Source organism: Nocardioides albertanoniae, assembly GCF_006716315.1.
Classification (GTDB): Bacteria; Actinomycetota; Actinomycetes; order Propionibacteriales; family Nocardioidaceae; genus Nocardioides; species Nocardioides albertanoniae.
Window position 1 is genome coordinate 3655482 of the sequence record NZ_VFOV01000001.1, and the last position, 23016, is coordinate 3678497.

At 69.5% G+C, this 23016-nt stretch carries 25 protein-coding genes; 9 read left to right on the forward strand and 16 right to left on the reverse strand.

Going from position 1 to position 23016, the window contains the following annotated elements; all coding sequences use genetic code 11:
* Nucleotides 1–11: 11 nt before the first annotated feature.
* Both FB381_RS17490 and FB381_RS17495 read right to left on the reverse strand, forming a co-directional pair.
* Nucleotides 12–656 (reverse strand): class I SAM-dependent methyltransferase, encoded by a 645-nt coding sequence (locus FB381_RS17490; protein WP_141781464.1) that lies wholly within the window; start codon nucleotides 654–656, stop codon nucleotides 12–14.
* Entirely contained in the window at nucleotides 653–1591 is a 939-nt protein-coding gene (locus tag FB381_RS17495) for an alpha/beta hydrolase (protein ID WP_141781465.1), read from the reverse strand. The genes FB381_RS17490 and FB381_RS17495 overlap by 4 nt, the downstream gene beginning before the upstream one ends.
* Nucleotides 1592–1636: 45 nt before the next feature.
* Between FB381_RS17495 and cls the strand changes: the two genes are divergently transcribed.
* Nucleotides 1637–3085: a cardiolipin synthase gene (cls, locus tag FB381_RS17500; protein ID WP_141781466.1), complete on the forward strand. Its 1449-nt coding sequence runs from the start codon at nucleotides 1637–1639 to the stop codon at nucleotides 3083–3085.
* 19 nt (nucleotides 3086–3104) lie between these two features.
* Here the strand turns inward: cls and FB381_RS17505 are convergent, their stop codons facing one another.
* The 8 genes from FB381_RS17505 to FB381_RS17540 form a co-directional block, all read right to left on the reverse strand.
* Nucleotides 3105–3533: a cytotoxic translational repressor of toxin-antitoxin stability system gene (locus FB381_RS17505; RefSeq protein ID WP_141781467.1), complete on the reverse strand. Its 429-nt coding sequence runs from the start codon at nucleotides 3531–3533 to the stop codon at nucleotides 3105–3107.
* Between the two features lies 1 nt (nucleotide 3534).
* Nucleotides 3535–3933: a hypothetical protein gene (locus FB381_RS17510; protein ID WP_211352475.1), complete on the reverse strand. Its 399-nt coding sequence runs from the start codon at nucleotides 3931–3933 to the stop codon at nucleotides 3535–3537.
* Nucleotides 3934–4037: 104 nt separating this feature from the next.
* Nucleotides 4038–4835 carry a phosphotransferase family protein gene (locus tag FB381_RS17515; protein WP_170225206.1) on the reverse strand — a complete coding sequence of 266 codons (798 nt, stop codon included), beginning with the start codon at nucleotides 4833–4835 and terminating at the stop codon, nucleotides 4038–4040.
* A 10-nt stretch (nucleotides 4836–4845) separates the two neighbouring features.
* Nucleotides 4846–5451, reverse strand: a complete 606-nt coding sequence (locus FB381_RS17520) for a non-canonical purine NTP pyrophosphatase (RefSeq protein ID WP_141781470.1) — start codon at nucleotides 5449–5451, stop codon at nucleotides 4846–4848.
* Entirely contained in the window at nucleotides 5448–6155 is a 708-nt protein-coding gene (gene rph, locus FB381_RS17525; RefSeq protein ID WP_141781471.1) for a ribonuclease PH, read from the reverse strand. Before rph ends, FB381_RS17520 begins: the two co-directional genes overlap by 4 nt.
* Before the next feature lie 9 nt (nucleotides 6156–6164).
* Entirely contained in the window at nucleotides 6165–6941 is a 777-nt protein-coding gene (locus FB381_RS17530) for an SGNH/GDSL hydrolase family protein (protein WP_141781472.1), read from the reverse strand.
* 73 nt (nucleotides 6942–7014) lie between these two features.
* Nucleotides 7015–7851 (reverse strand): ABC-2 transporter permease, encoded by an 837-nt coding sequence (locus FB381_RS17535; protein WP_141781473.1) that lies wholly within the window; start codon nucleotides 7849–7851, stop codon nucleotides 7015–7017.
* Nucleotides 7848–8777, reverse strand: a complete 930-nt coding sequence (locus FB381_RS17540; RefSeq protein WP_211352476.1) for an ABC transporter ATP-binding protein — start codon at nucleotides 8775–8777, stop codon at nucleotides 7848–7850. Before FB381_RS17540 ends, FB381_RS17535 begins: the two co-directional genes overlap by 4 nt.
* A 133-nt stretch (nucleotides 8778–8910) precedes the next feature.
* Between FB381_RS17540 and FB381_RS17545 the strand changes: the two genes are divergently transcribed.
* Both FB381_RS17545 and FB381_RS17550 read left to right on the forward strand, forming a co-directional pair.
* Nucleotides 8911–10068 carry a sensor histidine kinase gene (locus tag FB381_RS17545; protein WP_246088167.1) on the forward strand — a complete coding sequence of 386 codons (1158 nt, stop codon included), beginning with the start codon at nucleotides 8911–8913 and terminating at the stop codon, nucleotides 10066–10068.
* A complete protein-coding gene (locus tag FB381_RS17550) occupies nucleotides 10047–10769 on the forward strand; it encodes a response regulator (protein WP_141781476.1) in 723 nt (240 codons plus the stop codon). Before FB381_RS17545 ends, FB381_RS17550 begins: the two co-directional genes overlap by 22 nt.
* A gap of 26 nt (nucleotides 10770–10795) precedes the next feature.
* On the opposite strand, the gene FB381_RS17555 is transcribed toward FB381_RS17550, so the two are convergent.
* Together FB381_RS17555 and murI are read right to left on the reverse strand one after the other, a co-directional pair.
* Nucleotides 10796–11554 carry an MBL fold metallo-hydrolase gene (locus tag FB381_RS17555; protein WP_170225207.1) on the reverse strand — a complete coding sequence of 253 codons (759 nt, stop codon included), beginning with the start codon at nucleotides 11552–11554 and terminating at the stop codon, nucleotides 10796–10798.
* An 8-nt stretch (nucleotides 11555–11562) separates the two neighbouring features.
* Complete coding sequence (murI, locus tag FB381_RS17560) at nucleotides 11563–12399, reverse strand: glutamate racemase (protein WP_246088169.1); 837 nt, start codon at nucleotides 12397–12399, stop codon at nucleotides 11563–11565.
* Nucleotides 12400–12516: 117 nt separating this feature from the next.
* Here murI and FB381_RS17565 point away from each other — a divergent pair, with 117 nt between their 5' ends.
* The 4 genes from FB381_RS17565 to FB381_RS17580 all read left to right on the forward strand — a co-directional run bounded on the left by FB381_RS17565 (nucleotide 12517) and on the right by FB381_RS17580 (nucleotide 16303).
* A complete protein-coding gene (locus tag FB381_RS17565; RefSeq protein WP_141781477.1) occupies nucleotides 12517–13515 on the forward strand; it encodes an alkaline phosphatase family protein in 999 nt (332 codons plus the stop codon).
* Between the two features lie 42 nt (nucleotides 13516–13557).
* Nucleotides 13558–14577, forward strand: a complete 1020-nt coding sequence (locus FB381_RS17570) for an alkaline phosphatase family protein (protein WP_141781478.1) — start codon at nucleotides 13558–13560, stop codon at nucleotides 14575–14577.
* Nucleotides 14578–14688: 111 nt separating this feature from the next.
* Nucleotides 14689–15912, forward strand: coding sequence for an FAD-dependent monooxygenase (locus FB381_RS17575; RefSeq protein ID WP_141781479.1), 1224 nt, complete (start codon nucleotides 14689–14691; stop codon nucleotides 15910–15912).
* A 46-nt stretch (nucleotides 15913–15958) separates the two neighbouring features.
* Nucleotides 15959–16303 carry a hypothetical protein gene (locus FB381_RS17580; protein ID WP_141781480.1) on the forward strand — a complete coding sequence of 115 codons (345 nt, stop codon included), beginning with the start codon at nucleotides 15959–15961 and terminating at the stop codon, nucleotides 16301–16303.
* Between the two features lie 27 nt (nucleotides 16304–16330).
* Here the strand turns inward: FB381_RS17580 and FB381_RS17585 are convergent, their stop codons facing one another.
* The 4 genes from FB381_RS17585 to FB381_RS17600 all read right to left on the reverse strand — a co-directional run bounded on the left by FB381_RS17585 (nucleotide 16331) and on the right by FB381_RS17600 (nucleotide 21125).
* Complete coding sequence (locus tag FB381_RS17585) at nucleotides 16331–17278, reverse strand: PLP-dependent cysteine synthase family protein (RefSeq protein ID WP_141781481.1); 948 nt, start codon at nucleotides 17276–17278, stop codon at nucleotides 16331–16333.
* Between the two features lie 100 nt (nucleotides 17279–17378).
* On the reverse strand, nucleotides 17379–18050 hold the full coding sequence (locus FB381_RS17590; protein ID WP_170225208.1) for a TetR/AcrR family transcriptional regulator: 672 nt from the start codon (nucleotides 18048–18050) through the stop codon (nucleotides 17379–17381).
* Nucleotides 18051–18103: 53 nt separating this feature from the next.
* A complete protein-coding gene (locus FB381_RS17595; RefSeq protein WP_141781483.1) occupies nucleotides 18104–19777 on the reverse strand; it encodes a carboxylesterase/lipase family protein in 1674 nt (557 codons plus the stop codon).
* 1 nt (nucleotide 19778) lies between these two features.
* Nucleotides 19779–21125, reverse strand: a complete 1347-nt coding sequence (locus FB381_RS17600; RefSeq protein ID WP_211352477.1) for an MFS transporter — start codon at nucleotides 21123–21125, stop codon at nucleotides 19779–19781.
* 205 nt (nucleotides 21126–21330) lie between these two features.
* Here FB381_RS17600 and FB381_RS17605 point away from each other — a divergent pair, with 205 nt between their 5' ends.
* A complete protein-coding gene (locus FB381_RS17605) occupies nucleotides 21331–22272 on the forward strand; it encodes an ABC transporter ATP-binding protein (RefSeq protein ID WP_141781485.1) in 942 nt (313 codons plus the stop codon).
* Nucleotides 22269–23009, forward strand: coding sequence for an ABC transporter permease (locus tag FB381_RS17610; RefSeq protein ID WP_141781486.1), 741 nt, complete (start codon nucleotides 22269–22271; stop codon nucleotides 23007–23009). The genes FB381_RS17605 and FB381_RS17610 overlap by 4 nt, the downstream gene beginning before the upstream one ends.
* Nucleotides 23010–23016: the final 7 nt, after the last annotated feature.

Consider the following 23016-nt stretch of genomic DNA (forward strand, 5'->3'; position numbering starts at 1 on the left):
ACCTACCGGCCTCACCGTCGACGTGCGACGAGATAAGCCTGCGGGGTGCGTTCCCACCCTTCCGCAGACCTCACCACGGTCGCGGTGACCTCGAAACCGGCCTCCTCCAGGAGCGCGCCGGTCGCCTCGACCGGCAGCCGGTAGCCGTCGAAGGTCACGTCGTGGCCGTAGGCCCCGATGTGGCGTACGTGCTCGTCCCCGACCTGGAACGCGGTCACGAACCGGCCGCCGTGGCGGGTGACCCGCGCGAGCTCGGCGACGACGTCGGGCCGGCGCGACGGCGGGGTGTGGATGAGCGAGTACCAGGCGAGCACGCCGGCGAGCTCGCCGTCGCGGAGCGGAAGACGTGCCATGTCACCGACCTCGAACCTGAGCTCCGGATGGCGCGCCATCGCCTGCGCGATCATCCCGGTCGAGAGGTCCACCCCGAAGACGTCGAGGCCCCGCGCCGCCAGATAGGCGGTGACCCTGCCCGGACCGCAGCCGATGTCGCCCACGAGCCCACCACCGTCGTTGCGTACGTACGCGGCGAACGTGTCGAGCACCCCGGCGTCGAACGAGGTGTCGGTCAGCGCCGGGTCGACGATCTCGGCGTACGTCACCGAGACCGTGTCGTAGGCCGACCGGGTCTCGGTGACGTCGTAGGGCTCGGTCATGGGTGTCCCGCGGGGCGGTGCTGGTTCGGGCCGTGCTGGTTCGGGCCGTGCTGGTTCGGGCCGTGCTGGTTCACGAAGGCACCGGTCATCGCCATCACCGACTCGGCCGCGGGGAAGGTGGGGCCGTGTCGCCAGAAGCCATGGATCTGGCCGACCGCACGGAAGGCGACGACCTCGACCCCGAGGTCGGCCAGGCGGAGTGCGAAGTCCTCGTTCTCAGCGGTGAGGATGTCACCCTCGGCGCTCACGACCAGCGTCGGCGGCAGGTCTCGAAGCTGCTCGTCGGAGGCCAGATAGGGTCCGAGGTCCGGGTCGCGGAGATCGGCAGCGGTCGCTGCGTACTGCTTCCAGTACCAGACCGCCTCCTCGCGCCAGCCGTCTTCCATCGCATAGCCCGCGGTGCTCATCGACGGGTCGAGGAACGGGTAGACGAGCACCATCGCGGCGAAGACGCCGGGGTTGCGCAGCGCCGCGACGAGCGCGAGGTTGCCGCCGGCGCTGTCGCCGTGGACGTACGCCGGCAGCGTGCCCAGAAGCTGGTCACCGCGCATCCACCCGATCACCGTGTCGACGTCGTCGGGCGCGGCCGGATAACAGTGCTCCGGCGGCCGTCGGTAGTCGACGGAGAGCACTCGCAGCCCGGTGCGGTTGGCGAGCCGACGGCAGGCGGCGTCGTGGACGTCGACGTCGTTGAAGACGAAGCCGCCGCCGTGCAGGTGGACGATCACGCCCTCGCGTACGTCCTCGGGGGTGTAGAGCCGGCACAGCACACCGTCGGCGTCGATGCCGGTGACCTCCGCGACCTCCTCCTTCGCCTCCGCCGCAGCCGTCTTCCGGGCCAGGTCACGCTTGGCCGCGATGTCGGCCTCCCACACCGGCGGCTCTGCCCGATCGGCCTCGATCGCTCGACGGGCGGCAGGAAAGAGTCGGACCATGACAGAAGATTCCCACACCGTCGATCGTGGTGCATGCTGAGTCGCATGACCGTGGCGGGCGTGATGGGCACCTCGATCTACGTCATCGACCTGTTGGTCAAGGTCATCGCGCTGGGTGTGGTGCCGAAGGATCGGCGGCCTGGCACCGCGATGGCATGGCTGCTCGCCATCTTCCTCATCCCCGGGGTCGGCATCGTCGGCTATCTGCTGCTCGGTCAGTCACGACTCGACCGGCGGCGCCATGCGCGACAGCGGGCGCTCAACGAGGAGGTGACCCGCTACGTCAGCACGCTGCCCAAGACGCCTCACCCGGAGTCGATCTCCCCGGTCGACGCGACCACGATCGAGCTCAACCAACGGCTCGGGTCGCTGCCGGCGGTCGCGGGCAACCGGATCGATCTCATCTCCGACTACGGAGCCTCGATCCAGGCGATGACCGAGGCCGTCGACGGCGCCGAGCACCACGTCGACGTGCAGTTCTACATCACCGCCGACGACCACGTCACCGGCCCGTTCTTCGACGCCCTCGACCGGGCGGCGGCGCGCGGGGTGCGGGTGCGCCTGCTCCTCGACCATCTGGGCTCACGCGGCATCCCCGGCTGGCGTCGGCTGGTGAAGCGGCTCGACGCCTCCGACATCGCCTGGCGCCGGCTGCTGCCGATCGACCTCCTGCGTGGCCAGATCCGCCGCCCCGACCTGCGCAACCACCGCAAGCTGCTCGTGGTCGACGGCCGGGTCGGGTTCGCCGGCTCGCAGAACCTCATCGAGCCCGGCTACAACAAGCCCAAGAACCACAAGGCGGGGCGGGAGTGGATCGAGCTCATCGCCCGCATCGAGGGCCCGCTGGTCTCAGCGCTCAACGTCGTCTTCGCCAGCGACTGGAACACCGAGACCGGCGAGCTGCTGACCTCCGAGCTCGCCGTCACCGCACCGCCGGCCGGCGACGTCACCGGCCAGATCGTGCCCAGCGGCCCCGGCGTCGACGCCGAGAACAACCTGCGCGCGTTCACCTCGCTCATCTACGCGGCCAAGGAGCGCATCTCGATCACGAGCCCCTACTTCGTGCCCGACGAGTCGCTGCTCTACGCCGTGACCACCGCCGCCCGGCGCGGCGTCGCGGTGGAGCTCTTCGTCAGCGAGGGCAAGGACCAGTTCATGGTCTACCACGCCCAGCGCTCCTACTACGAGGCGTTGCTCCGGGCCGGCGTGCGCATCTATCTCTACCCCAAGCCGACGGTGCTGCACGCCAAGCACTTCAGCATCGACGACGAGGTCGCCGTGCTCGGCTCGAGCAACATGGACATGCGCTCCTTCGCCCTCAACTACGAGATCTCGCTGATGCTCTTCGACGGCGACCCCGTGGCTCAGATGCGCAACGTCGAGGACCAGTACCGCGCCATCTGTCGTGAGCTGTCGCTCGAGGAGTGGCTCGCGCGACCGAAGCTGGCTGCGTACGTCGACAACGTGCTGCGCCTGACCGCGGCACTCCAGTGAGCGGCTGATCACCTGCGGCTCAGCCGTGCGTGTAGAAGTCCGCCAACCGCTGGACCGCTTCCGCCTTGGTCATCGAGCGCACCTCGGCCTCGGGGATGTGCGCCTCCTGGATGAGCACGCGGAGCACTCCCATCGGGATCGCCTCGCGCGGCTCGGGCATCTGCCCCCTCGACGGAAGCGTCTTGTCCTCGACGCACGCCCAGAACTCTTCCGCGGTGACCTCGAGCTGGTCTTTGAGGATGTGGCCCCAGATGCTCGTCCCGTAGTCGCTGCGGTCGACCGGGTGGCTGATACGCGTGTAGAGGACGCGCGCGTCAGGCAGCGCCAACTCGTAGTTGACGTGATGGGTGCCGCGCTTCCCCGTGGCCCGACGGCGCTCGATCCATCCTTCGGTGAGGCAGAAGGTCTGATGGTCGGCCCTCGTCGTCGGACGCCTGCGCTCGACCATGTCAGGCCAGCAACCAGTCGCGCAGCTGCTCATCGGAGGCCAACCCCACGATCTGCACCAGACCCCAGTTGTCGGCGTGGTTGGGGGCGGCGTGCAACCTGTCGGCCCAGTCTTCGGCGTAGTCACGAAGCGCCTCGACCAGCTCCTCGACCGCCTCGTCGAGGGTGGCGCCGTCAGCAGCCACCGGCAGGCCCGGGATGAAGACCGACCACCCGTCGTTCTCAGCAACTGCGACTGCGCCCGAGGGACGTACGCTCATCAGGAAGTGGACCAACCGATCGGCGTCCACCGCTGCCACTCGCCGCGCCCCGCGCGCGACAGTCGCCGGGCGGCCGCCGTCCGCGGCGTCGAGCATCTCCTTGAAGTGCTCGCGAGCCTCGCGAGCGCTGTGGTAAGCCACAGACGCAACCATGACTGCTCCCTTCTCGCGACAGCGTGTACACAGTGTACACAGTGCTCCATCGGATGCGCACGGTTCAGCACCGATCAGTCACCGGCCGGACGTCAGCTCGCCGAACGGTCGTCGGACCCCGTCAGCCGACCGACAGCCCCGGCGAGACCGGACTCGACGAAGCCGGGATCGCCCCGATCCACACCGTGAAGCACCTCGTGCCAGGGGCCCAGACGGTGCCAGATCAGGGCCCGGCGTCCGTCGTCATCGCTGGGCCGATAGGCCTCACGTACGCCTCGCCGGAATGTCTCCGGAGTGCCGTTGAGTACCCAGGCGAGGTCGATCGCCGGGTCCCGCAGGCAGGAGTCGGTCCAGTCGATCACGCCCGAGATGCGGCCTGCGTCTACCAGCAGGTGAGCCGGGCCGAGATCGCCGTGCGCGAGAGAGGACGGCGTCGCACACCTGGCCTCCGCGATCAGACCGACACCTTGCTCGCGCACGGCCGCCGGCAGCAGCGGGACGACCTCCGACTCCATCCGCGTCAAGGTAGCGCTGAGACCGCTGTCGACCCGCGGCTCGAGACCCAGCGCGCCGAGATCCACATCGTGGAGCGACCGCAGGAAGTCACCGACGACCAAGCCGTCGCTCCTGGTCAAGGCCGATGGCGTCGCGGCGGAGCCCCGAACGGTCCGGTGCCGAACCCGCCACGGGCCATCGGCATCCGCCGGGACCTCGTACGGGACCGGCACGGCCAGCGGGAGCAACGGCGCGATCAGCGGCAGCAGCCGACACTCCCATTCCAAGCCGTCACGCACCTCCGGTCGCCGTGGTGCCCTGTCGATGAAAGCCTCGTCGACGATCTCGGCATGACTGTCCCAGCCAGGGACTTCCACCGGCTCTCGGACGCTCACGGCAGGTGCCTCAGGCGAGCAGCTCGGCCATCTGCGGGGCGATCTCGCGCAGGGCTCGACCGCGGTGGGAGATGGCGTCCTTCTCCTCGATCGACAGCTCGGCAGACGTACGTCCGTCCTCGGTGTCGTCGGCGACGAAGAGCACGTCGTAGCCGAAGCCGCCCTCGCCGCGCACCTCACGGAGGACCCGCCCGTCCATGCGGCCCTCGACGACCAGCTCGCCGCCGGACCAGACGAAGGCGATCGCGCAGGCGAAGTGGGCGCCGCGGCGCTCGTCGGGCACGTCGGAGAGCTGCGCCAGCAGGAGCTCGTTGTTACGGGCATCCGACTTGGGCGGACCGCCCCAGCGCGCCGAGAGCACCCCCGGCATCCCGTTGAGCGCGTCGACGCAGAGACCCGAGTCGTCGGCGACCGTCGGCAGCCCGGTGGCGGCGAACCCGGCCCGCGCCTTGATCAGCGCGTTGCCCTCGAAGTCGGGCGCGTCCTCGACGGGCTCGTCGTAGTGCGCGACGTCGTCGAGGCCGACGACCGAGACCCCCGGCACCAGCGGCGAGAGGATGCGGAGCATCTCCCCCAGCTTCTTGGCGTTGCGGGAGGCGACGTGGACCTTCGTCATCCGGCGAGCGCAGCCTGCTGGAGCTTGGTGAGGTCGGCGCAGCCCTTCTCACCCAGCGCCAGCAGCCCGTCGAGCTCGGATCGGTCGAAGGCGGCGCCCTCCGCGGTGCCCTGCACCTCGACGAACTTGCCCTCGCCGGTCATCACGATGTTCATGTCGGTCTCGGCGCGCACGTCCTCCTCGTAGGGGAGGTCGAGGCGCGGCGCGCCGTCGATGATGCCGACCGAGATCGCGGCGACGGAGCCGGTGAGCGCCTTGGAGACGCCCAGGGAGGCGGCCGCGTCGGCGAGCGCGACGTAGGCGCCGGTGATCGCCGCGGTGCGGGTGCCACCGTCGGCCTGCAGCACGTCGCAGTCGATGTTGATCGTGTTCTCGCCCAGCGCCTTGTAGTCGATGACGGCGCGCAGCGAGCGCCCGACCAGGCGGGAGATCTCGTGCGTACGCCCACCGATCTTGCCCTTGACCGACTCGCGGGAGGAGCGCTCGTGGGTGGCGGCCGGAAGCATCGCGTACTCGGCCGTCACCCAGCCCAGCCCGGAGCCCTTGCGCCAGCGCGGCACGCCCTCGGAGGCCGAGGCGGCGCACAGCACGCGGGTCTTGCCGAACTCGATGAGCACGGACCCGGCCGCGTGGTCCAGCCAGTTGCGGGTGATCTTGATGGGGCGCAGCTCGTCGTCGGCGCGCCCGTCAGCTCGTGTGGTCACGAGACCACCCTATGCAACCGTCTCCGGCTCCGGTCGAGCCGGTCGCGCCCACGCCCGGCGCACGACCCACGGCCCCAGATCCCGCGCCCGCCGTCCCATCCACGGCACGCCCTCCCCTGCCATCCAGGCCAGGTCCTGCCGCCAGCTGGCCGGCAGCCCGCCGCAAGGTTCCAGCGAGGGCGGCTCGAAGGAGAAGCCGTACGCCACCAGCTGCTCCCCGAACGCACCGGCCATCCGCCGATGACCGAGCTCCGAGGGGTGCAGCCGGTCCGCGGCCCAGAAGCGCCGTTCGTGCAGGTCGGGAACGGCCCCCAGGTCGAGCCGCAGGCCACCGTAGGTGGCATGGACCTCGTCCCAGATGGTGTTGAGATCGGCGGTACGCCGCTGGATCGACCGCTCCATCCAGCCCGGCATCGGCCACATCACCGAGTGGTCGTGGAAACGCGCGGTCATCAGCAGCGCACCCTGGCCGGCGAGCGCGTCCGCGCAGGTCATCAGGTCGTCCCGCAGCCTGGCGGTGTCCCAGGCCGAGCGCATCACGTCGTTGACCCCGACGATCAGCGAGGCCACATCGGGGCGATGCGCCACCGCGTCGGCGAGCTGTTGCTCGACCACCACGGTCGAGGTCGCACCGATGATCGCGGTGTTGCAGAAGGAGACGTCGTACGTTTGTCCCAGAGCCTCGGCGAGCAGCCGGGCCCATCCACGCCAACCCTCAGGAGTCGGGTCGCCGAGGCCAACGGTGGCGCTGTCGCCCAGCGCCGCGTAACGCAGGTAGGTGCCCACGTCTGACAACGGTGACGGGGGTGGGTGCCGAAGCACCCACCCCCGTGTGTCGTGTCGCGAACAGTCCGATGAACTACTTCAGCTCGGACTTGAGCACGCGCATCGTGCCGAGCACGAGCGGCAGCCCGACCCACAGCGCGATCGACGTGATCAACCGGGCGACCCCGAGCGCACCGTCCTCGACGGTGACTCCGGCCGCCTCCATCTGACCCGGCGCGATGAACGGCATCATCGCGACCTGCATGGAGATCCACGGGAAGATGTTCTGCGCCCAGTCGAAGACGAAGTAGAGGGCGCTGAAGACCGAGGCCTCCAGGATCAGCGTGTAGCCGTAGTAGATGACCAGCGCTGCCGGGGTGTTGAGCAGCAGCATCGCGAACCCGAAGCCCATGAGCAGGTAGAGGACCTGCGTCGCCAGGGTCCAGGCGAGCTCGGTGCCGGTCACGTTCCAGTTGGCATCAGTGCCGGCGATGCCGGCGCTGGCCAGGGTGCCGAGCGCGCCGATCCCGACCGCGATCGCCATGGTCACGACGCCGAGGACGAAGACGGCCGCGAGCTTCGCGAACACGACCTTGAGCCGGCTGGGCTCGAGGGTGAAGGTGACCATGTGGGTGCGCTGGCCCCACTCCTGGGTCACGATCATGATCGCCAGCACCGGCACCAGCAGCGAGACCGGGAACGACAGGGCGCTCATCCAGGTCGATGCGGGCAGCGCGGGCATGTCTGCCAGCGCGGTGATCAGCAGGATGACGCCGGCGACCAGGGCGATCAGGCCGCCGGTGATCATCAGCATCACCCGGCCGGCCCGGGTGTCGGTCATCTTGCGCCACTCGACCAGCACCAGGCGGCTGAAGGGCACCTTCGTCACTGCGGGAAGCGGAGCGGAGGGCGCTACGGATACGGCGCTCATGCGGAGACTCCTTCGGACTGCGTCGGGGTGTGACCCTCACGCTGGTTTTCGGCGGTGAGCTGCAAGAAGATGTCCTCGAGCCCGGCGCCACCATCACGGAGATCGGTGATGACGACGTTGGCGTCCAGAGCCGCCTTGCCGACCTCGGCCGGCGCCGCGGAGACGCGCATTCCGGTGCCGATCGGCTCGACGCTGTAGCCCTTGCCCTTCAGCGCTGCGGCGAGCGCCTCGTTGTCGAGGGCGGTGACCAGCGACTGGCCGGCGGTGCCCTGGCTGGCGAGGATCGTGTCCTTGGTGCCCTCGGCCACGATGCGGCCGTTGCCGATGAGGATCAGCTCGTCGGCGATCTGCTCCACCTCGTGGAGCAGGTGGGAGGAGAGCAGCACGGTGCCGCCACGGTCGGCGTACTCCTTGAGCAGCCCGCGCATCCAGCGGATACCGGCCGGGTCGAGACCGTTGGCAGGCTCGTCGAGGATGAGCACCTTCGGGTCGCCCATGAGGGCGTACGCGATGCCGAGGCGCTGCTTCATACCCAGCGAGTAGTTCTTGATCCGGCGCTTCGACTCCGCGGGAGTCAGCGAGACCAGCTCGAGCATCTCGTCGACGCGCGACTTGGGCAGGCCCATCGTCATCGCGGCGATCGTGAGCACCTCACGGCCGGTGCGGCCGCCGTGCTGAGCACTGGCGTCGAGCAGCACGCCGACGTGACGGCCGGGGTTGGCAAGGTCGGAGTAGAGGGAGCCGTCGATCGTCGCCCGGCCCTTGGTGGGGTTGGTCAGTCCAACCATGATGCGCATGGAGGTCGACTTGCCCGCGCCGTTCGGCCCGAGGAATCCGGTGACTTTGCCCGGCTCGGCGGTGAACGACACGTCGTCGACCGCGGTGAAGGTCCCGTAGACCCTCGTCAGTCCTTCGACTTTGATCATGTCGCACATCCTGCCCTGCAACGTGCTGAAACCGCATCGGACATACGGATGACCTGCAACCAGACGAAAGTATGGGGATGGTCGCGACCGCAGCATCGGGCCCATCCGGCTTCGGTTCATTAACGTGTACGCCGTGCAGCAACCCGCCCGCGAGATCAACCAGCCACGTCTGACGCTGTGGGGTCACGTCTGGCGCTATCTCGTCGCGCTGGGGATCAGCGCTCTGGGGATGACCAGCAGCGACGGCGGCTGGCCCGACTGGCGCTTCGCGATGGACATATCGGTCGGTGTCGTCTGCCTCGTCATCGTCTTCTGGCGGCGCCGGTGGCCGATGACGATCGCCGCGCTGACCACCCTCGCCGGCGCGTTCTCCCTCCTCGCGGCCGGCGCCTCCTCGCTCGCGCTGGTCTCGCTGGCGACCCGCCGGCGCTGGCGCGAGATCATCCCGCTCGCGCTGCTCACCTTCGCCTCCGGGATGTTCTGGTTCACCGTCATGGACACCTCGGCGCCGGCGACCTCGACCTTCGCGGTGTGGGGTCTCAACGTCGGCATCAACGCCGTGGTCGTCGCCGCCCTGATCGCCTGGGGCATGTACATCGGCTCCCGCCGCGAGCTGATCGCCACCCTGCGCCAGCGCGCCGAGACCGCCGAGGCCGAGCAGTCGCTGCGCATGGCCCAGGCCCGCGAGACCGAGCGGCGGCGCATCGCCCGGGAGATGCACGACGTGCTCGCCCACCGCATCTCCCACATCTCCATGCAGGCCGGCGCGCTCTCCTACCGCGAAGACCTCTCCGCCGACCAGGTGCGCAGCGAGGTCGGCACCATCCGAGACGGCGCCCACCGGGCGCTCGAGGATCTCCGGGCCGTGCTCGGAGTGCTGCGTGGCAACGGCGAGGATCCCGAGACCGCGCCCCAGCCGACGTACGCCGATCTCGGCCGGCTCGTCGACGAGGCTCGTGCGGGCGGCATGAACATCACCTTCACCGACGACGTCCTCGGCGAGCCTCCGGAGGCGATCGGGCGCTCGATCTATCGCGTGGTGCAGGAGGGCATCACCAACGCCCGCAAGCACGCCCGCGGCGCCCTGCTGCGGATCAGTCTGCACGGCTCCGAGGAGCACGGGATCGACGTCGAGCTGCGCAACCGTCTCGGCTTCGACTCCCACACTCCGGGGGCCGGACTGGGCCTGGTCGGGCTCACCGAACGCGTCGATCTGGCGGGCGGACACATCGGGCACCGCATGGAATCAGATGTCTTCATCCTCGAAGCATGGCTACCGTGGGGCCAGTGAGCAGTCCAGAGAGCTCGGTCAAGATCAAGGTCGCGATCGTCGACGACGACCCGTTGGTGCGCTCAGCCCTCGGGCTGATGCTCGGCGGCCAGCCCGACATCGAGGTCGTCGGTGAGGCGACCGACGGGCAGGAAGCGCTCGGCCTGGTGCGTACGACGGCCCCCGACGTGGTGCTGATGGACATCCGGATGCCTCGCATCAACGGGCTCGACGCCACCCGCCGGGTGCTGGCCGACCCCCAGCCGCAGGCTTCGCCGACCCGGGCGTCCCGTCGACCACGGGTGATCGTGCTGACCACCTTCGGTGCCGACGAGTACGTCGTCGACGCGCTCGCCGCGGGCGCCGACGGGTTCCTGCTCAAGGACACTCCCCCGCCCGAGATCGTCGCGGCGATCCGTACGGTCGCGGCCGGGGAGCCGATCCTCTCCCCCAAGGCCACCCGCACCCTGATCACCCGGCTGCGCGCCGAGCCGACCGGCGATCGGGCCGCGGCCGCCGGTGAGCGCCTCGAGTCGCTCACCGACCGTGAGCACGAGGTCGCCCTCGCCGTCGGGCGCGGGCTGAGCAACGCCGAGATCGCCAAGGAGCTCTACCTCTCGATCCCGACCGTGAAGGCCCACGTCTCCCGGCTCTTCGACAAGCTCGGCGCCACCAACCGCGTGCAGATCGCGATCACCGTGCACGACGCCGGGCTGGTCTAGCCTCCGTCGACCGAGGGGCCGGTCAGTCAGACCTCGTAGACCGCGCCGGTGGCCGCCAGCTCGGTCGGCCCGTCGTACGCCGACCGCGCCTCGCGCAGAGCGTCGGCGGAGTCGTGCCACGGCGGGACGTGGGTGACGACGAGCTTCTTCACATGGGCCTTGGTGGCGTACTCCCCTGCGTCGACGCCGGTGATGTGCACCCCGGGCGGGTTCTCGACGCCGTCGCGGAAGGCGGCCTCGCACAGGAACAGGTCGGCGTCGGCGGCGATGTCGAGCAGCGCGTCGGTCTCGGCGGTGTCACCGCTGTAGGCGACGACCTTGCCGTTGGCCTCGATGCGCAGGCCGAAGGCGTCGACCGGGTGCTCCACGGCGGTCGGCGTGATCACAAAGGGGCCGAGATGGATCGCTCCGGTGTAGGTCGAGAACTCGAACTCTTCGCGCATCCCGGGCCGTTTGGGCAGGTCATAGGCTTTCGCGAGCCTCCGGCCGGTGCCCTTGGGGCCGTAGACGGGGATGGGCGGCTGCTGGCCGGTCGGGTGCCACTTGCGCAGCACGTAGTAGGAGGTCATGTCGACGCAGTGGTCGGCGTGCAGGTGCGAGAGCAGCACCGCGTCGATGAGGAGCGGGTCGACGTAGCGCTGCAGCACGCCGAGCGCGCCGTTGCCCATGTCGAGCACGATCCGCCACGTACGCCCGGCCTCGTCGTCGGCCTCGACGAGATAGCACGAGGCGGGGCTGTCGGGCCCGGGATAGGAGCCCGAGCAGCCGATGACGGTCAGCCGCATCCCCGCCATCAGACCGCGCCTCCGGCGAGCTGCCTGGCCGCCGCGAGCTCCGGGCCGAGAAACCTGGCGCCGATGGCCTCGAACTCCTTGGCGTCGCCGGTGGTCAAGAACGTATAGGCCGGCTCGCCGCTCTCCCGCATCAGGCCGTTCTCGGCGAGCACGCGGTAGACGTCCTTCGCCGACTCCTCGGCGCTGCTGACCAGGGTCACGTTGTCGCCCATCACATAAGAGATCACACCAGTCAGGAGCGGGTAGTGGGTGCACCCCAGGATCAGCGTGTCGACCCCGGCGCTGGTCAGCGGGTCGAGATATTCGTGGGCGGCGGCGAGGAGCTCGTCGCCGCCGGTGGTGCCGGCCTCGACGAACGGCACGAACTTCGGGCACTCCTGCGTGTGCAGCTCGACGTGCGGAGCCGCCGCGAACGCGTCGTCGTAGGCCATCGACTCGGCGGTGGCGTGGGTGCAGATGACCCCGATGCGACCGGTGCGCGAGGCGGCGACGGCGCGGCGGGTCGCCGGCAGGATGACCTCGACCACTGGGATCGACCGATACCGCTCCCGAGCGTCTCGCAGCATCGCCGCCGAGGCCGAGTTGCACGCGATGACCAGCGCCTTCACGCCCTGCTCGACGAGATGGTCGAGGCACTCCAGCGCATACTCCCGCACCTCCGCGATCGGCCGGGGGCCGTAGGGTGCGCGGGCGGTGTCACCGACGTAGAGGATCGACTCGTGGGCGAGCTGGTCGATGACCGAGCGGGCGACGGTGAGCCCGCCGAAGCCGGAGTCGAAGATCCCGATCGGGGCGTCACGGTCGGGCTGGGTCGATTCCAAGGACGAGACGGGCACGGTCGTCAGGCTAGGCCCAACGGCCCGTGTTTCGCAGTGCCATGGGCCACTCGAGACCCACCCGAGATCCATCTCACGTTCACGAACAGTCCGCGAAGAGGCTGTTAACTTCGGGTTATGACAATTTCGCGGCGCTCGCCTGTGCTGGTGGCCGTCGTCGCCCTCCTGGGCGTCTTGCTCCCGGTTGCCGGCCCGCAGCCTTCCCCCGCGCAGGCCGCGACACCGAAGCACGTGGTCGCGATCTCGGTCGACGGGCTCAGCGTGACCGCCATCGACCACCTCGGCCCGCGCAACGTGCCCAACATCTACCGCCTGATGCGCGGCGGCGCCTCGACCCGCGAGGCTCGCAGCGAGTACGAGCAGAACATCACCCTGCCCAACCACACCTCCATGGTGACCAGCCGCCGGATCGACCGGAAGGCCCACGGCCACGGCGTCACCTGGAACACCGACCGCCGCGGCACCACGGTGCAGCAGACCGCCGGCCACCCCGTCGCCTCGGTCTTCAGCCGGGTCGAGCGCACCGGCCGCAGCAGCGCGCTGTTCGCCTCGAAGTCGAAGTTCAGCCTCTTCGACCGCTCCTGGCCCTCGATCGACCGCGTGCGGATCGACCACGACGCCGAGCTGGTCGACAGCGCCGCCCGCGACCTGAGGAAGCACAAGCGTGCCTTCACCTTCGTGCATCTCGGCTCGCCCGACCACTACGGCCACCACGACGGCTCGATGAGCCCGGCCTACCGCGCCTCGGTCAAGCGCACCGACGCACGCATCGGCGGCCTGCTCCACGCGATCGACTCCTCCGCGACGCTCGAGCGATCGACGTACGTCATCCTGACCGCCGACCACGGGTTCAAGGCCGGCGCGAAGGACCACGGCTCCCACGTCTACGCCAATTACCGCATCCCGTTCGTCGTGTGGGGCCCCGGCGTCACCCGCGGAGCCTCGCTCTATCGGCTCAACCCCGACTACCGTGCCCCCGGCACGACCCGGCCGACGTACGCAGGCCAGCAGCCCATCCGCAACGGCGACCTCGGCAACCTCGCCCTCGACCTGCTCGGCCTGGGTCCGATCCCGGGCAGCACGCTGAACTCCACCCAGTCACTGGACATTCGCTGAGCGTTCGCCCTGGCTGACAGCGCCGTCACCTAGGGTGGCCCGGTGCGTCGCCTCTTCCCGATCGTCTCCGTCGGCATCTTCGTGGTCGTCGCGCTCGTCGTGGCGCTCGTCGCGCTCTCCGGGCGTGACGACGGGGCGGAGCGCAAGCCTGCGCAGGCCCACCGCAAGGTGCTCGCGATCTCGATCGACGGGTTCAACCCCGACGCGCTGACGAAGCTCGGGGCGGCGAAGACGCCCAACATCCACCGGCTCATCGACGAGGGCGCCTCGACGCTCAACGCGCGCACGGCCTACGAGAAGAACATCACCCTGCCCAACCACACCGGGATGGTGACCAGCGACCCGATCGACACCGACAACGGCGGTCACGGGGTCACCTGGAACGTCGGCGACCCGAACAGGTCGATCGCGAAGTCGGGTGGCAAGGACGAGCAGTCGGTCTTCACCACCGCCCACGAGGCCGGTCTCAGCACCGGAGTCTTCGTGACCAAGCAGAAGTTCGAGCTGTGGCAGCGCGCCTGGGAGGACGACATCGACACCTTCGAGGCCGTCGACGACCACACCGACCTGGTCCCGCAAGCCACCGACGACCTGGCCGACGAGCAGCGCGACCTCACCTTCGTACACCTCTCCCTCCCCGACGTCGCCGGGCACGAGTCGGGCGGGATGTCACCCGACTACCTGGCTGCCGTCGAGGAGTCCGACGCGCAGGTCGGCGAGTTCCTCGACGTCATCGACGCCGACGCAGAGCTGAAGAAGAACCTCGACGTCATCCTCACCGCCGACCACGGCTTCAAGCCCGGAGTCACCAACCACTCCGAGAAGGTCTACGAGAACTACCGGATCCCGTTCATCGTCTGGGGCCCCGACGCCGGCGCCGGCACCGACCTCTACGACCTCAACTCCGACGACTACCGCGACCCGGGCAAGGGCCGGCCCGGCTACGACGGCACCCAGCCCGTACGCAACGCCGACCTCGGCAACCTGGCGCTCGACCTCCTCGGGCTCGGGCCGATCCCGACCAGCGACATCGGCAAGGACCAGACGCTCGACGTGAAGTGACCCGGAGCGGTCAGCGCACGGAAACCGATCGGTGGCCGACCTTGTCGAGACCACCACAAGGAAACGCGATCCTGAGGTACGTTTCGAACCTAACCTCCCAAGGAGCGTGAGATGTCAGTTTCCCGGCTCGCTCGGGCCGCCTTGCGCAGGGACCGTCGCGCCCGGCGAGTCACGATCATCGGCGCCGGGATCGGTGGTCTCACCCTCGCGATCGAGCTGCGTCGTCAGGGCATCGAGGTCGAGGTCTTCGAGGCCACGACCGACCCGCGCGAGCGCGGTGCCGCGGTGGTCCTGCCCGCCAACGCGACCAGGATCCTGAGCGAGCGGCTGCATCTCGACCCCGGGCTGGGCGAGGCCTCGGCGAGGATCGAGGGCCTCTCCTGGCGCGACGGCCACACCGGCGTCTCGATCGGCCGGGCGCTCTCCGCGGAGGCCTACGCGGCGCGGTGCGGCGCTTCTGCCTACGGCATCCACCACGGTGACCTGCACACACTCCTGGCCGAGACGTTCGGCGACGACGGGCTCCACCTCGGTCAGCGCCTGGTCAAGGTCACCGATGCCGGCGGCCCGGCGGTGCTGGAGTTCTCCGGCGGCGGCTCCACCGAGGCAGACCTGGTCATCGGCGCCGACGGTGGCCGCTCGATGCTGCGCGAGGCGGTGGTCGGCTACGACGACGCGCAGTTCTCCGGCTGCGTCGCCTGGCACGGCATCGTCCCCCGCTCACAGGCGACCTTGCTCCCCCACCCCAGCCGGATGCAGGTCTGGATGGGCGCCGACGGCCACCTGATGCACCACCCCGTCGGCGCCGACGACCTCGCATTCCTGCTGGTCAGGCGCCATCCTGGGCCATGGACGCCCGACGCCTGGGTGCAGCCCGCCGACCACGACGAGCACGTCCACGCCTACGCCGGCTGGCATCCCGCCGTCGTGCAGCTGATCTCCGAGGCGCCCTGCTCCGACCGCCTGGCCCTCTTCCACCGCCCGCCCCTGAGCACCTGGACCCACGGGCGCATCACGCTGCTCGGCGACGCCGCCCACCTCGCCGTCCCTCATCACGGGCAGGGCGCCGCCCAGGCGATCGAGGACGCGATCGTCCTCGCCGATTGTCTCGCCGCCGACGACGACTGGCGCCGCGCCCGGCGGGCCTACGAGGTGCGTCGTCGCGACCGGGCACGGCGCGTGCAGATCGCCTCGCTCGCCGCCGCCGACGTCTTCCACCTCCCCGACGGTCCACGCGCCGAGGCCCGCAACAAGAGGCTGAAGTCGCTGGACGCCTACGAGCGTCACCTCGCCTGGATCCACGACCTCGATGCGATCGGCCACCCTGGCCCGTAGCTCAGGAGCACCGTAACCCGGGAGCACACTGCGGCGTTGCCTGGTGGTGAGCGCACTCTCCGGACGCACGGGCCTGATGGCCCTCGGCATCTGGACGACGTACGCCGCGGCGATCGCCGTCGCCGCGCTCCAGCTCGGCGCCGACCCGGAAGCCGGCCGGGCCCAGCCCGAGACGCCGTTGGCGCCTGGGAGCCCCGCGGCGTTGATCCAGCAGCACGACTGCTGGAGCGCGGAGGCACCGCGCGACATGTCGGGCAGGCTGCCCGGCCACGCCATCGTCGCCTCCGGCGCCACCCCTCGCTACGTCGGCTCCGACCTGACCGGCAAGGCCCTCGACCAGGTCTTCGCCGGCGACGACCACGACCTCGTCGTCTACGCCTTCTGCCGCTGAGGCGCCGCCGCGACCAGGCCAGAGCGATCAGGCCCAGAGCTGACCCTCGAGGCCTTCCTCAGCCTGGTCGATGGTGCCTTCGTAGGCGCCGGTGGAGAGATACTTCCAGCCACCGTCGGCGACGACGAAGGCGATGTCGGCGGTCTCGCCGGCCCGCACCGACTTGGCGGCCTGTGCGAGCGCGGCGTGCAGGATCGCACCGGTGGAGATGCCGGCGAAGATGCCCTCCAGCTCGAGGAGCTCGCGCACGCGGCGTACGGCGTCACGGGGGCCGACGGAGAAGCGGGCGTCGATCAGCGAGGCGTCGTAGAGCTCGGGCACGAAGCCCTCGTCGAGGTTGCGCAGCCCGTAGACGAGCTCGCCGTAGCGCGGCTCGGCGGCCACGATGCGTACGTCCGGCTTGGCTCCGCGGAAGAAGCGGCCGACGCCCATCAGCGTGCCGGTGGTGCCGAGGCCGGCCACGAAGTGGGTGACCGAGGGGAGGTCGGCGAGGAGCTCGGGGCCGGTGCCCTCCTCGTGGGCGAGCGCGTTGGCGGCGTTGCCGTACTGGTAGAGCATCACCCAGTCGGGGTGCTCGGTGGCCATCCGCTTCGCCACCCGGACAGCCTCGTTGGAGCCGCCGGCCGCGGGCGAGGAGACGATCTCGGCGCCCCACATCCGCAGCAGCTGACGCCGCTCCTCGGAGGTGTTCTCCGGCATCACGCACACGATCCGGTAGCCCTTGAGCTTGGCCGCCATGGCCAGCGAGATCCCGGTATTTCCGGAGGTCGGCTCGAGGATCGTGCAGCCGGGGCGGAGCCTGCCGTCCTTCTCGGCCTCCTCGACCATGCGAAGAGCCGGGCGGTCCTTGATCGAGCCGGTCGGGTTCCGGTCCTCGAGCTTGGCCCACAGACGTACGTCGGGCGAGGGCGAGAGGCGGGGCAGGCCCACCAGCGGAGTGCCACCGACCGACGCCAGCAGGTTGTCGTAGCGCATGGGTCCATCGTCGCATCAACTCGTGACAACACCGCCAATCGAGCCGAACGCCCGATCGGCGAGACCTGGCCGTCCGGAGGGCGTGCGCCTGCTAGGCGCGTCAGAGCTCGTCGCGTGCGGCGTCACGCAGCGCGGCGAGGCCGCGACGGGTCAGGTCGGAGTCGGGTAGCACCGCGACCAGCATCGCCCGATCGTCGTCGGCGCGCGCGACCAGGCTCCGCACCCAGGACATCCCCGTCTGGAGCTGCGCCACGGCATCTGTGCGACCGCCGCTGCGCACCCAGTCACCCAGAGCGGACCGATGGATGGCGTCGATCACCGCCGCCAGCCCCATCGGCCGGTAGGAAGGTCCCTCACCGAGCCGTTCGCGAAGGTAGGCGAGGGTGTGCGCGACGTAGCGCTCGTGCTCGATGACCTCGCGGTTGCGCAGCTCGGTGACGACCCGGGTGAGCTGATAGCGCTGGAGCACCAGCTCAGGCCGGGTGAGGAAGTCCCGCAGCGAATCCTCGGTCGCCGCGATCACCACCTCGACCGGATCCTTGTCCGGGTCGCCCTCGCGTAGCCGTCGCTCGACCAAGGCGATCCGCTCGGCGTGGTCGGGGAAGGGGAGCTCGACCTTGCCGGAGAAGTGTCGGAAGACGGTGCGTCGCGAGACCTGCGCAGCTTCGGCGACCGCCTCCACGGTGACGTTCTCGTAGCCCTGGTCGAGAAACATGCCCATTGCCGTCTCGGCGATGCGGTACTTGGTGTCACGCACGCGCTGGGACGTCACGGGCATCTTCTCCTCCGTCGGTCGAGACGCTCAGTGTAGGAGATCACGCCTCCTCATCCGTCGCACGCGAGCGCTGCGTCGTCGGCCGCAGCGGCCCCGCCCTGCCCGCCGAACGTCCCCGCACAGGTCCAGGCCCGGCGCTTCGTCGCGTCGAGGACCATGCTCTTCGGCCACTGCTCCCACCGTGTCCCGAGACGCGCGTGCCCCGGGTCGCCTGTTCTGATGAACGCGGAGATGCTGCCGATCAGCTTCGTGGAGAGGTCCAGGCGTCCGGATTCGTTGGCCCGGCCGAACGCGAAGGAGTAGAAGCTGCGGCCGAAGTTGCCGAACACGAACGGCAGGTCGATGGCATGCACCGAACCGTAGACCTGGTCGAAGGGTGCAGGCTCCTCGTTCCACCCGAGCTCGTAGTAGAAGGCCCGGTCGTTGCCGGCGGCGACGACGGTGCTCATCGACTGCTCGATGATGCCCAGGAAGACCGAGCGGGTCAGGGCCTCGGACGCCTCGTTCCAGCCGCCGGGCCCGTCGACCGGCAGGTACGCATCGGAGATCAGGTCATCGACGCCCAGACCCGCGGGGGCGTCCGGATCGAACTCGTACTGCATCGTGAACCGCTCGTAATCGGTGGGTCGGTGCGCACCGATCGCAGTGCCGAAGAGCTTGCCCTCCTCGAAGGTGTTGCCGGCCAGGATCGGCACGTCACGGTAACGCCCCGCGGCGATCGCTCCGTAGGCGTCGGTGGGGATGACCGTGCCGTCCGCGACGACCTGCTGGATCGCGTCGATCCGATGTCGCAGCGTGACCCGGACGAGCTCGTCGGCCGGCATCGACCGCAGCACATCGGCCTCCTCGCCGCTGCCGCCTGAGTCCTCGACAGCCGCGGCGCCGACCTGAGCGGCGTAGGCCTGGGCCGTCTCGCGCGGGGTGGTGACCAGGCCGCCGCTGAGCGGGATCGCGCGGTGCATGAGGCCCGTGGTGAGCGGGGAGACCATCAGCGCCCAGACGTTGACCGCGCCGGCCGACTCCCCCATCACGCTCACATTTCGCGGGTTGCCGCCGAAGGCGGTGGCATTGCGCTGCACGAAGCGCAGCGACTCGATCTGGTCGAGCAGCGCGAAGTCGCCCGAGTCGGTGAGCGGGTCACCGGTCTTGAGCCCAGGGTGGTCGAACCAGCCGAACACACCGAGCCGGTAGTTCACGGTCACCACCACGGCGTTCGCCCGACGAGCGAGCGTACGGCCGTCGTACATCGGGTCGGCGCTGTAGCCCACCACGTTGCTGCCGCCGTGGACGAAGACGATGACCGGAAGGTCTTTCTGCTTCGTCGCCGGCCGGAAGACGTTCAACGTCAGGCAGTCCTCCTCGCCGACGGCCTGACCGAGCCCGTCACGTACGTCGAGGTCGTAGTGCGGACCGTCCGGTGACGGGCTGAACATCCGGCCCGGTTGAGCACAACCCGGGCCGTACTCCTGGGTCCGCCTGACCTCCCTCCACGGGCGGTGCGTCCGCGTGGCCTGCCAGCGAAGATCGTCCACCGGCGGGGCGGCGTAGGGGATCCCGAGCCAGGAGTACGTGCCCGAGCCGCGCCGCTCGTCGAGGCCCTGGACCGGGCCGAGGCTCGTGTGCCGCAGCACCGGCGAACCATGCCTGGGCGAGGGGTCGGCCGCGGCCGGGCCGCTGACGAGAAGGCCGAGCAGGAGGACGAGGCCGGCAGCGACGCGTGTCATGTCAGCGACCTCGGCCAGAGGGCGTCATGGACTGGTCACCGGCCGAGCTGTGGCTCTCTCGGCGCACGGTGTGAGCCAGCCATGGGATGAGCAGGACACCGAGCACGGAGAATCCCACCAGCAGCACGAAGACCGCGGCGTCACCACCCGCACCGGCCTCGACGGCGCCGTAGAGGTAGGGCCCGGCGAAACCGCCGAGCAGCCCGATGGTGTTGATGAAGGCGAGCCCTGCCGCGGCCATCAGCCCCGACATGTGGGCCATCGCCAGAGACCAGTAGATGGGCAGGATGCCGATCAGGAAGAACATCGCCACCACGATGAGCCCGAGACGCACCGCCTCGTTCGAGGACAGGGCATACATCACCGCGGTGAGCGCTGTGGCCGCTGAGCAGATGGTGATCACCAGGACCTCGTTGCGCAGCTGGCGCTGGAGCCACGGTATGAACAGGACGCCGCCCAGTGCGCCGATCCCGACGCTCCCGCTGATCAGGCCGATCATGAACGAGCCCTCGACGTCGATGCTCTCCACGATGGAGGGGAAGTTGTACTGGATCGCCACGCTCGAGAACTGGTTGACGAGATAGACGATCGCCAGGGCGATGATGAACGGGCGCGCGAACGCGACCCGGATGTTGCCGCGCAGAGTGGTGTGCCCAGCCGTGCTGTGCACCGCCGCGCGCTCACTCAGGAGGCGGGCCTCGTCGCTGTCGAGCCAACGGGCGTCGGTCGGCCGGTTCGGCAGCCCGAACCAGACCACGAACGCGACCACGATCGTCAACAGGCCCTCGACCAGGAACATCCACTGCCAGCCGAAAAGACCCCTGGAGCCGCCGAGCTCCATCAGCGCGCCGCCGAACGGGTTGCCGAGGATCATCGCGGCGCAGGGCGCCAGGTAGATGACACCGACGACCGAGGCGCGCTGCGACTGGGCGAACCAGAGGGTCACGACATACATCAGCGCCGGGAACAGGCCGGCCTCGGCCGCTCCCAGGAGGAATCGGACCACGTAGAACGACGTCGGACCCTGCACGAACATCATGCAGGCACACAGCGCACCCCAGGTGAGCGCGATCCGGGTGATCCACGCGCGTGGGCCCACCCGGTGCATCACCAGGTTGCTGGGCACCTCGAGCAGCGCGTAGCTGATGAAGAAGATGCCCGCGCCGAGACCGTACGCGGCGGCGCCGATGCCGACATCGGCCTCGAGCGACGTCTTGGCGAGACCGACGTTGGTGCGGTCGATGAATGCCATGAAGTAGATCAGGCACAGGATCGGGAGCAGCCGGACAGCTGCCTTGTGGGACGCCGCTGCGTGGCGGACGTCGGCGGGCGTAGAGGACGGGGTCAAGCTCACTGCAACCTCCGGGGGCGGTTGGCACTGAGTGCCGAACTAGAAAGATTATGTGACACTCCGTGACATAATGTGGCACACATCACAGAGCCCCGCAACCCGTCGAGCACCCGGCTCCCCCGCTCGCATCAACCGATCGGCTGATCCCGTCACGACCCGATCGCCCGATCCGCATATCCCGTGATCCAGGCAGGGTGAGCGTATGCATCAGGAGCGAGAACCAGCCGTCGTCGTGGACGGCCTGCGCAAGACGTATGGCACGAAAGTGGCGGTCGAGGAGATCAGCCTGAGCGTCGCGGAGGGTGAGATCTTCGGCATCCTCGGGCCCAACGGTGCCGGCAAGACCACGACGGTCGAGTCGATCGCCGGCCTACGGGTCGGCGACAAGGGCCGGATCCGGGTCCACGGCATCGACCCGTGGAGCGACCGCGAGGCGCTGACCAAGGTGCTCGGCGTGCAGCTCCAGGAGTCGAAGCTGCAGCCGAAGATCACCGTCCGCGAGGCGCTCGAGCTGTGGAGCGCCTTCTACCCCGACCCGGAGCCGTGGCCGGCGCTGGCCGAGCGGCTGGGTCTCGGCGACCACCTCGACCAGCGGTTCGAGAAGCTCTCCGGCGGTCAGCAGCAGCGGCTCTCGATCGCGCTGGCTCTGGTCGGGAAGCCGCGCATCGTGATCCTGGACGAGCTGACCACCGGGCTGGACCCGCGAGCGCGGCGGGAGGTGTGGAAGATGGTCGAGAACATCCGGGACCGCGGCGTCACGGTCCTGCTGGTGACCCACTTCATGGAGGAGGCGCAGAGCCTCTGCGACCGGGTCGCCATCGTGGACCGCGGCCGGGTCCGGGCGCTCGACACCCCGGCAGCGCTGATCGATCGGGCCTCGGCGGCGACCATCACCACCTTCGTGCCGTCTGCTCCGGTGGACCTCGAAGCGCTGCGTACGTTGCCCGGGGTCGCCTCCGCGCACAGCGAGAACGGCACCGTGGCGATCGAGGGCGCCGAGGGCACGGCCCTGGCGCTGATGCGAGCCCTGGCCGACCAGGACGTCGTGCCCGGTCGGCTACGCGTCGAGGCAGGCACCCTCGACTCCGCCTATCTGGACCTGACCGAGGACACGACCGACGACACGATGGAGAAGACCCGATGAGCGCCACGACCGCCGTCCTGCGCAGCGAAGGGCGGCTCTTCGTCCGCGACCGCGCGTCCCTGTTCTGGATCCTCGCCTTCCCCACCCTCCTGCTGGTGATCTTCGGACTGATTCCGAGCTTCAGGGAGGCCAAACCAGACCTCGGCGGTCGTTCGGTCTTCGACCTCTACGTGCCGATCTGCGTGATGCTGGCGATGATCGCGGCCGGCCTGCTGACCTTCCCCATATCGCTGATGACCTACCGCGAGTCGGGCGTGCTGCGGCGGCTGCGGACGACACCGGTCGGCCCGGCGTCGATCGTGTTTGCCCAGCTGGTCCTCTACGCCGCGGCGATCGTCATCTCGACCGTGATCGTGTTCGTGGTGGCGACCCTGGGGTTCGGCTCACCGATGCCTGCGTCCATGTCCGGCTATCTGGTGGCGTACGCCCTGTGCCTGGTCACGTCCCTCGGCTTCGGTGCCCTTGTCGCGGCCGTCACGCCGAACACGAAGATCGGTCAGGTGATCGGCATGTGCATCTTCTTCCCGGCGTTGTTCACCGCAGGGGTCTACGTGCCGGTGGAGACGTTCTCCGGCTGGCTGCGTACGGTCGTGACCTTCAGCCCGTACGGCGCGGGGTCGAACGCGTTCAACGACGCCGTCGTCGGCAGCTTCCCGGAGTGGAGCGACCTGGCGATCATGGGTGGCTGGGCGGTGCTGCTGCTGGTGAATGCGGTGCGGTTCTTCCGCTGGGAGTGAGAGGGTC

Bases quoted from the DNA above. Each gene is read 5' to 3' on its own strand.
- FB381_RS17490 (WP_141781464.1), bottom strand. From the start codon at position 656: ATGACCGAGCCCTACGACGTCACCGAGACCCGGTCGGCCTACGACACG.
- FB381_RS17495 (WP_141781465.1), bottom strand. From the start codon at position 1,591: ATGGTCCGACTCTTTCCTGCCGCCCGTCGAGCGATCGAGGCCGATCGG.
- cls (WP_141781466.1), top strand. From the start codon at position 1,637: ATGACCGTGGCGGGCGTGATGGGCACCTCGATCTACGTCATCGACCTG.
- FB381_RS17505 (WP_141781467.1), bottom strand. From the start codon at position 3,533: ATGGTCGAGCGCAGGCGTCCGACGACGAGGGCCGACCATCAGACCTTC.
- FB381_RS17520 (WP_141781470.1), bottom strand. From the start codon at position 5,451: ATGACGAAGGTCCACGTCGCCTCCCGCAACGCCAAGAAGCTGGGGGAG.
- FB381_RS17535 (WP_141781473.1), bottom strand. From the start codon at position 7,851: ATGAGCGCCGTATCCGTAGCGCCCTCCGCTCCGCTTCCCGCAGTGACG.
- FB381_RS17540 (WP_211352476.1), bottom strand. From the start codon at position 8,777: ATGATCAAAGTCGAAGGACTGACGAGGGTCTACGGGACCTTCACCGCG.
- FB381_RS17550 (WP_141781476.1), top strand. From the start codon at position 10,047: ATGGCTACCGTGGGGCCAGTGAGCAGTCCAGAGAGCTCGGTCAAGATC.
- FB381_RS17555 (WP_170225207.1), bottom strand. From the start codon at position 11,554: ATGCGGCTGACCGTCATCGGCTGCTCGGGCTCCTATCCCGGGCCCGAC.
- FB381_RS17565 (WP_141781477.1), top strand. From the start codon at position 12,517: ATGACAATTTCGCGGCGCTCGCCTGTGCTGGTGGCCGTCGTCGCCCTC.
- FB381_RS17575 (WP_141781479.1), top strand. From the start codon at position 14,689: ATGTCAGTTTCCCGGCTCGCTCGGGCCGCCTTGCGCAGGGACCGTCGC.
- FB381_RS17585 (WP_141781481.1), bottom strand. From the start codon at position 17,278: ATGCGCTACGACAACCTGCTGGCGTCGGTCGGTGGCACTCCGCTGGTG.
- FB381_RS17595 (WP_141781483.1), bottom strand. From the start codon at position 19,777: ATGACACGCGTCGCTGCCGGCCTCGTCCTCCTGCTCGGCCTTCTCGTC.
- FB381_RS17605 (WP_141781485.1), top strand. From the start codon at position 21,331: ATGCATCAGGAGCGAGAACCAGCCGTCGTCGTGGACGGCCTGCGCAAG.
- FB381_RS17610 (WP_141781486.1), top strand. From the start codon at position 22,269: ATGAGCGCCACGACCGCCGTCCTGCGCAGCGAAGGGCGGCTCTTCGTC.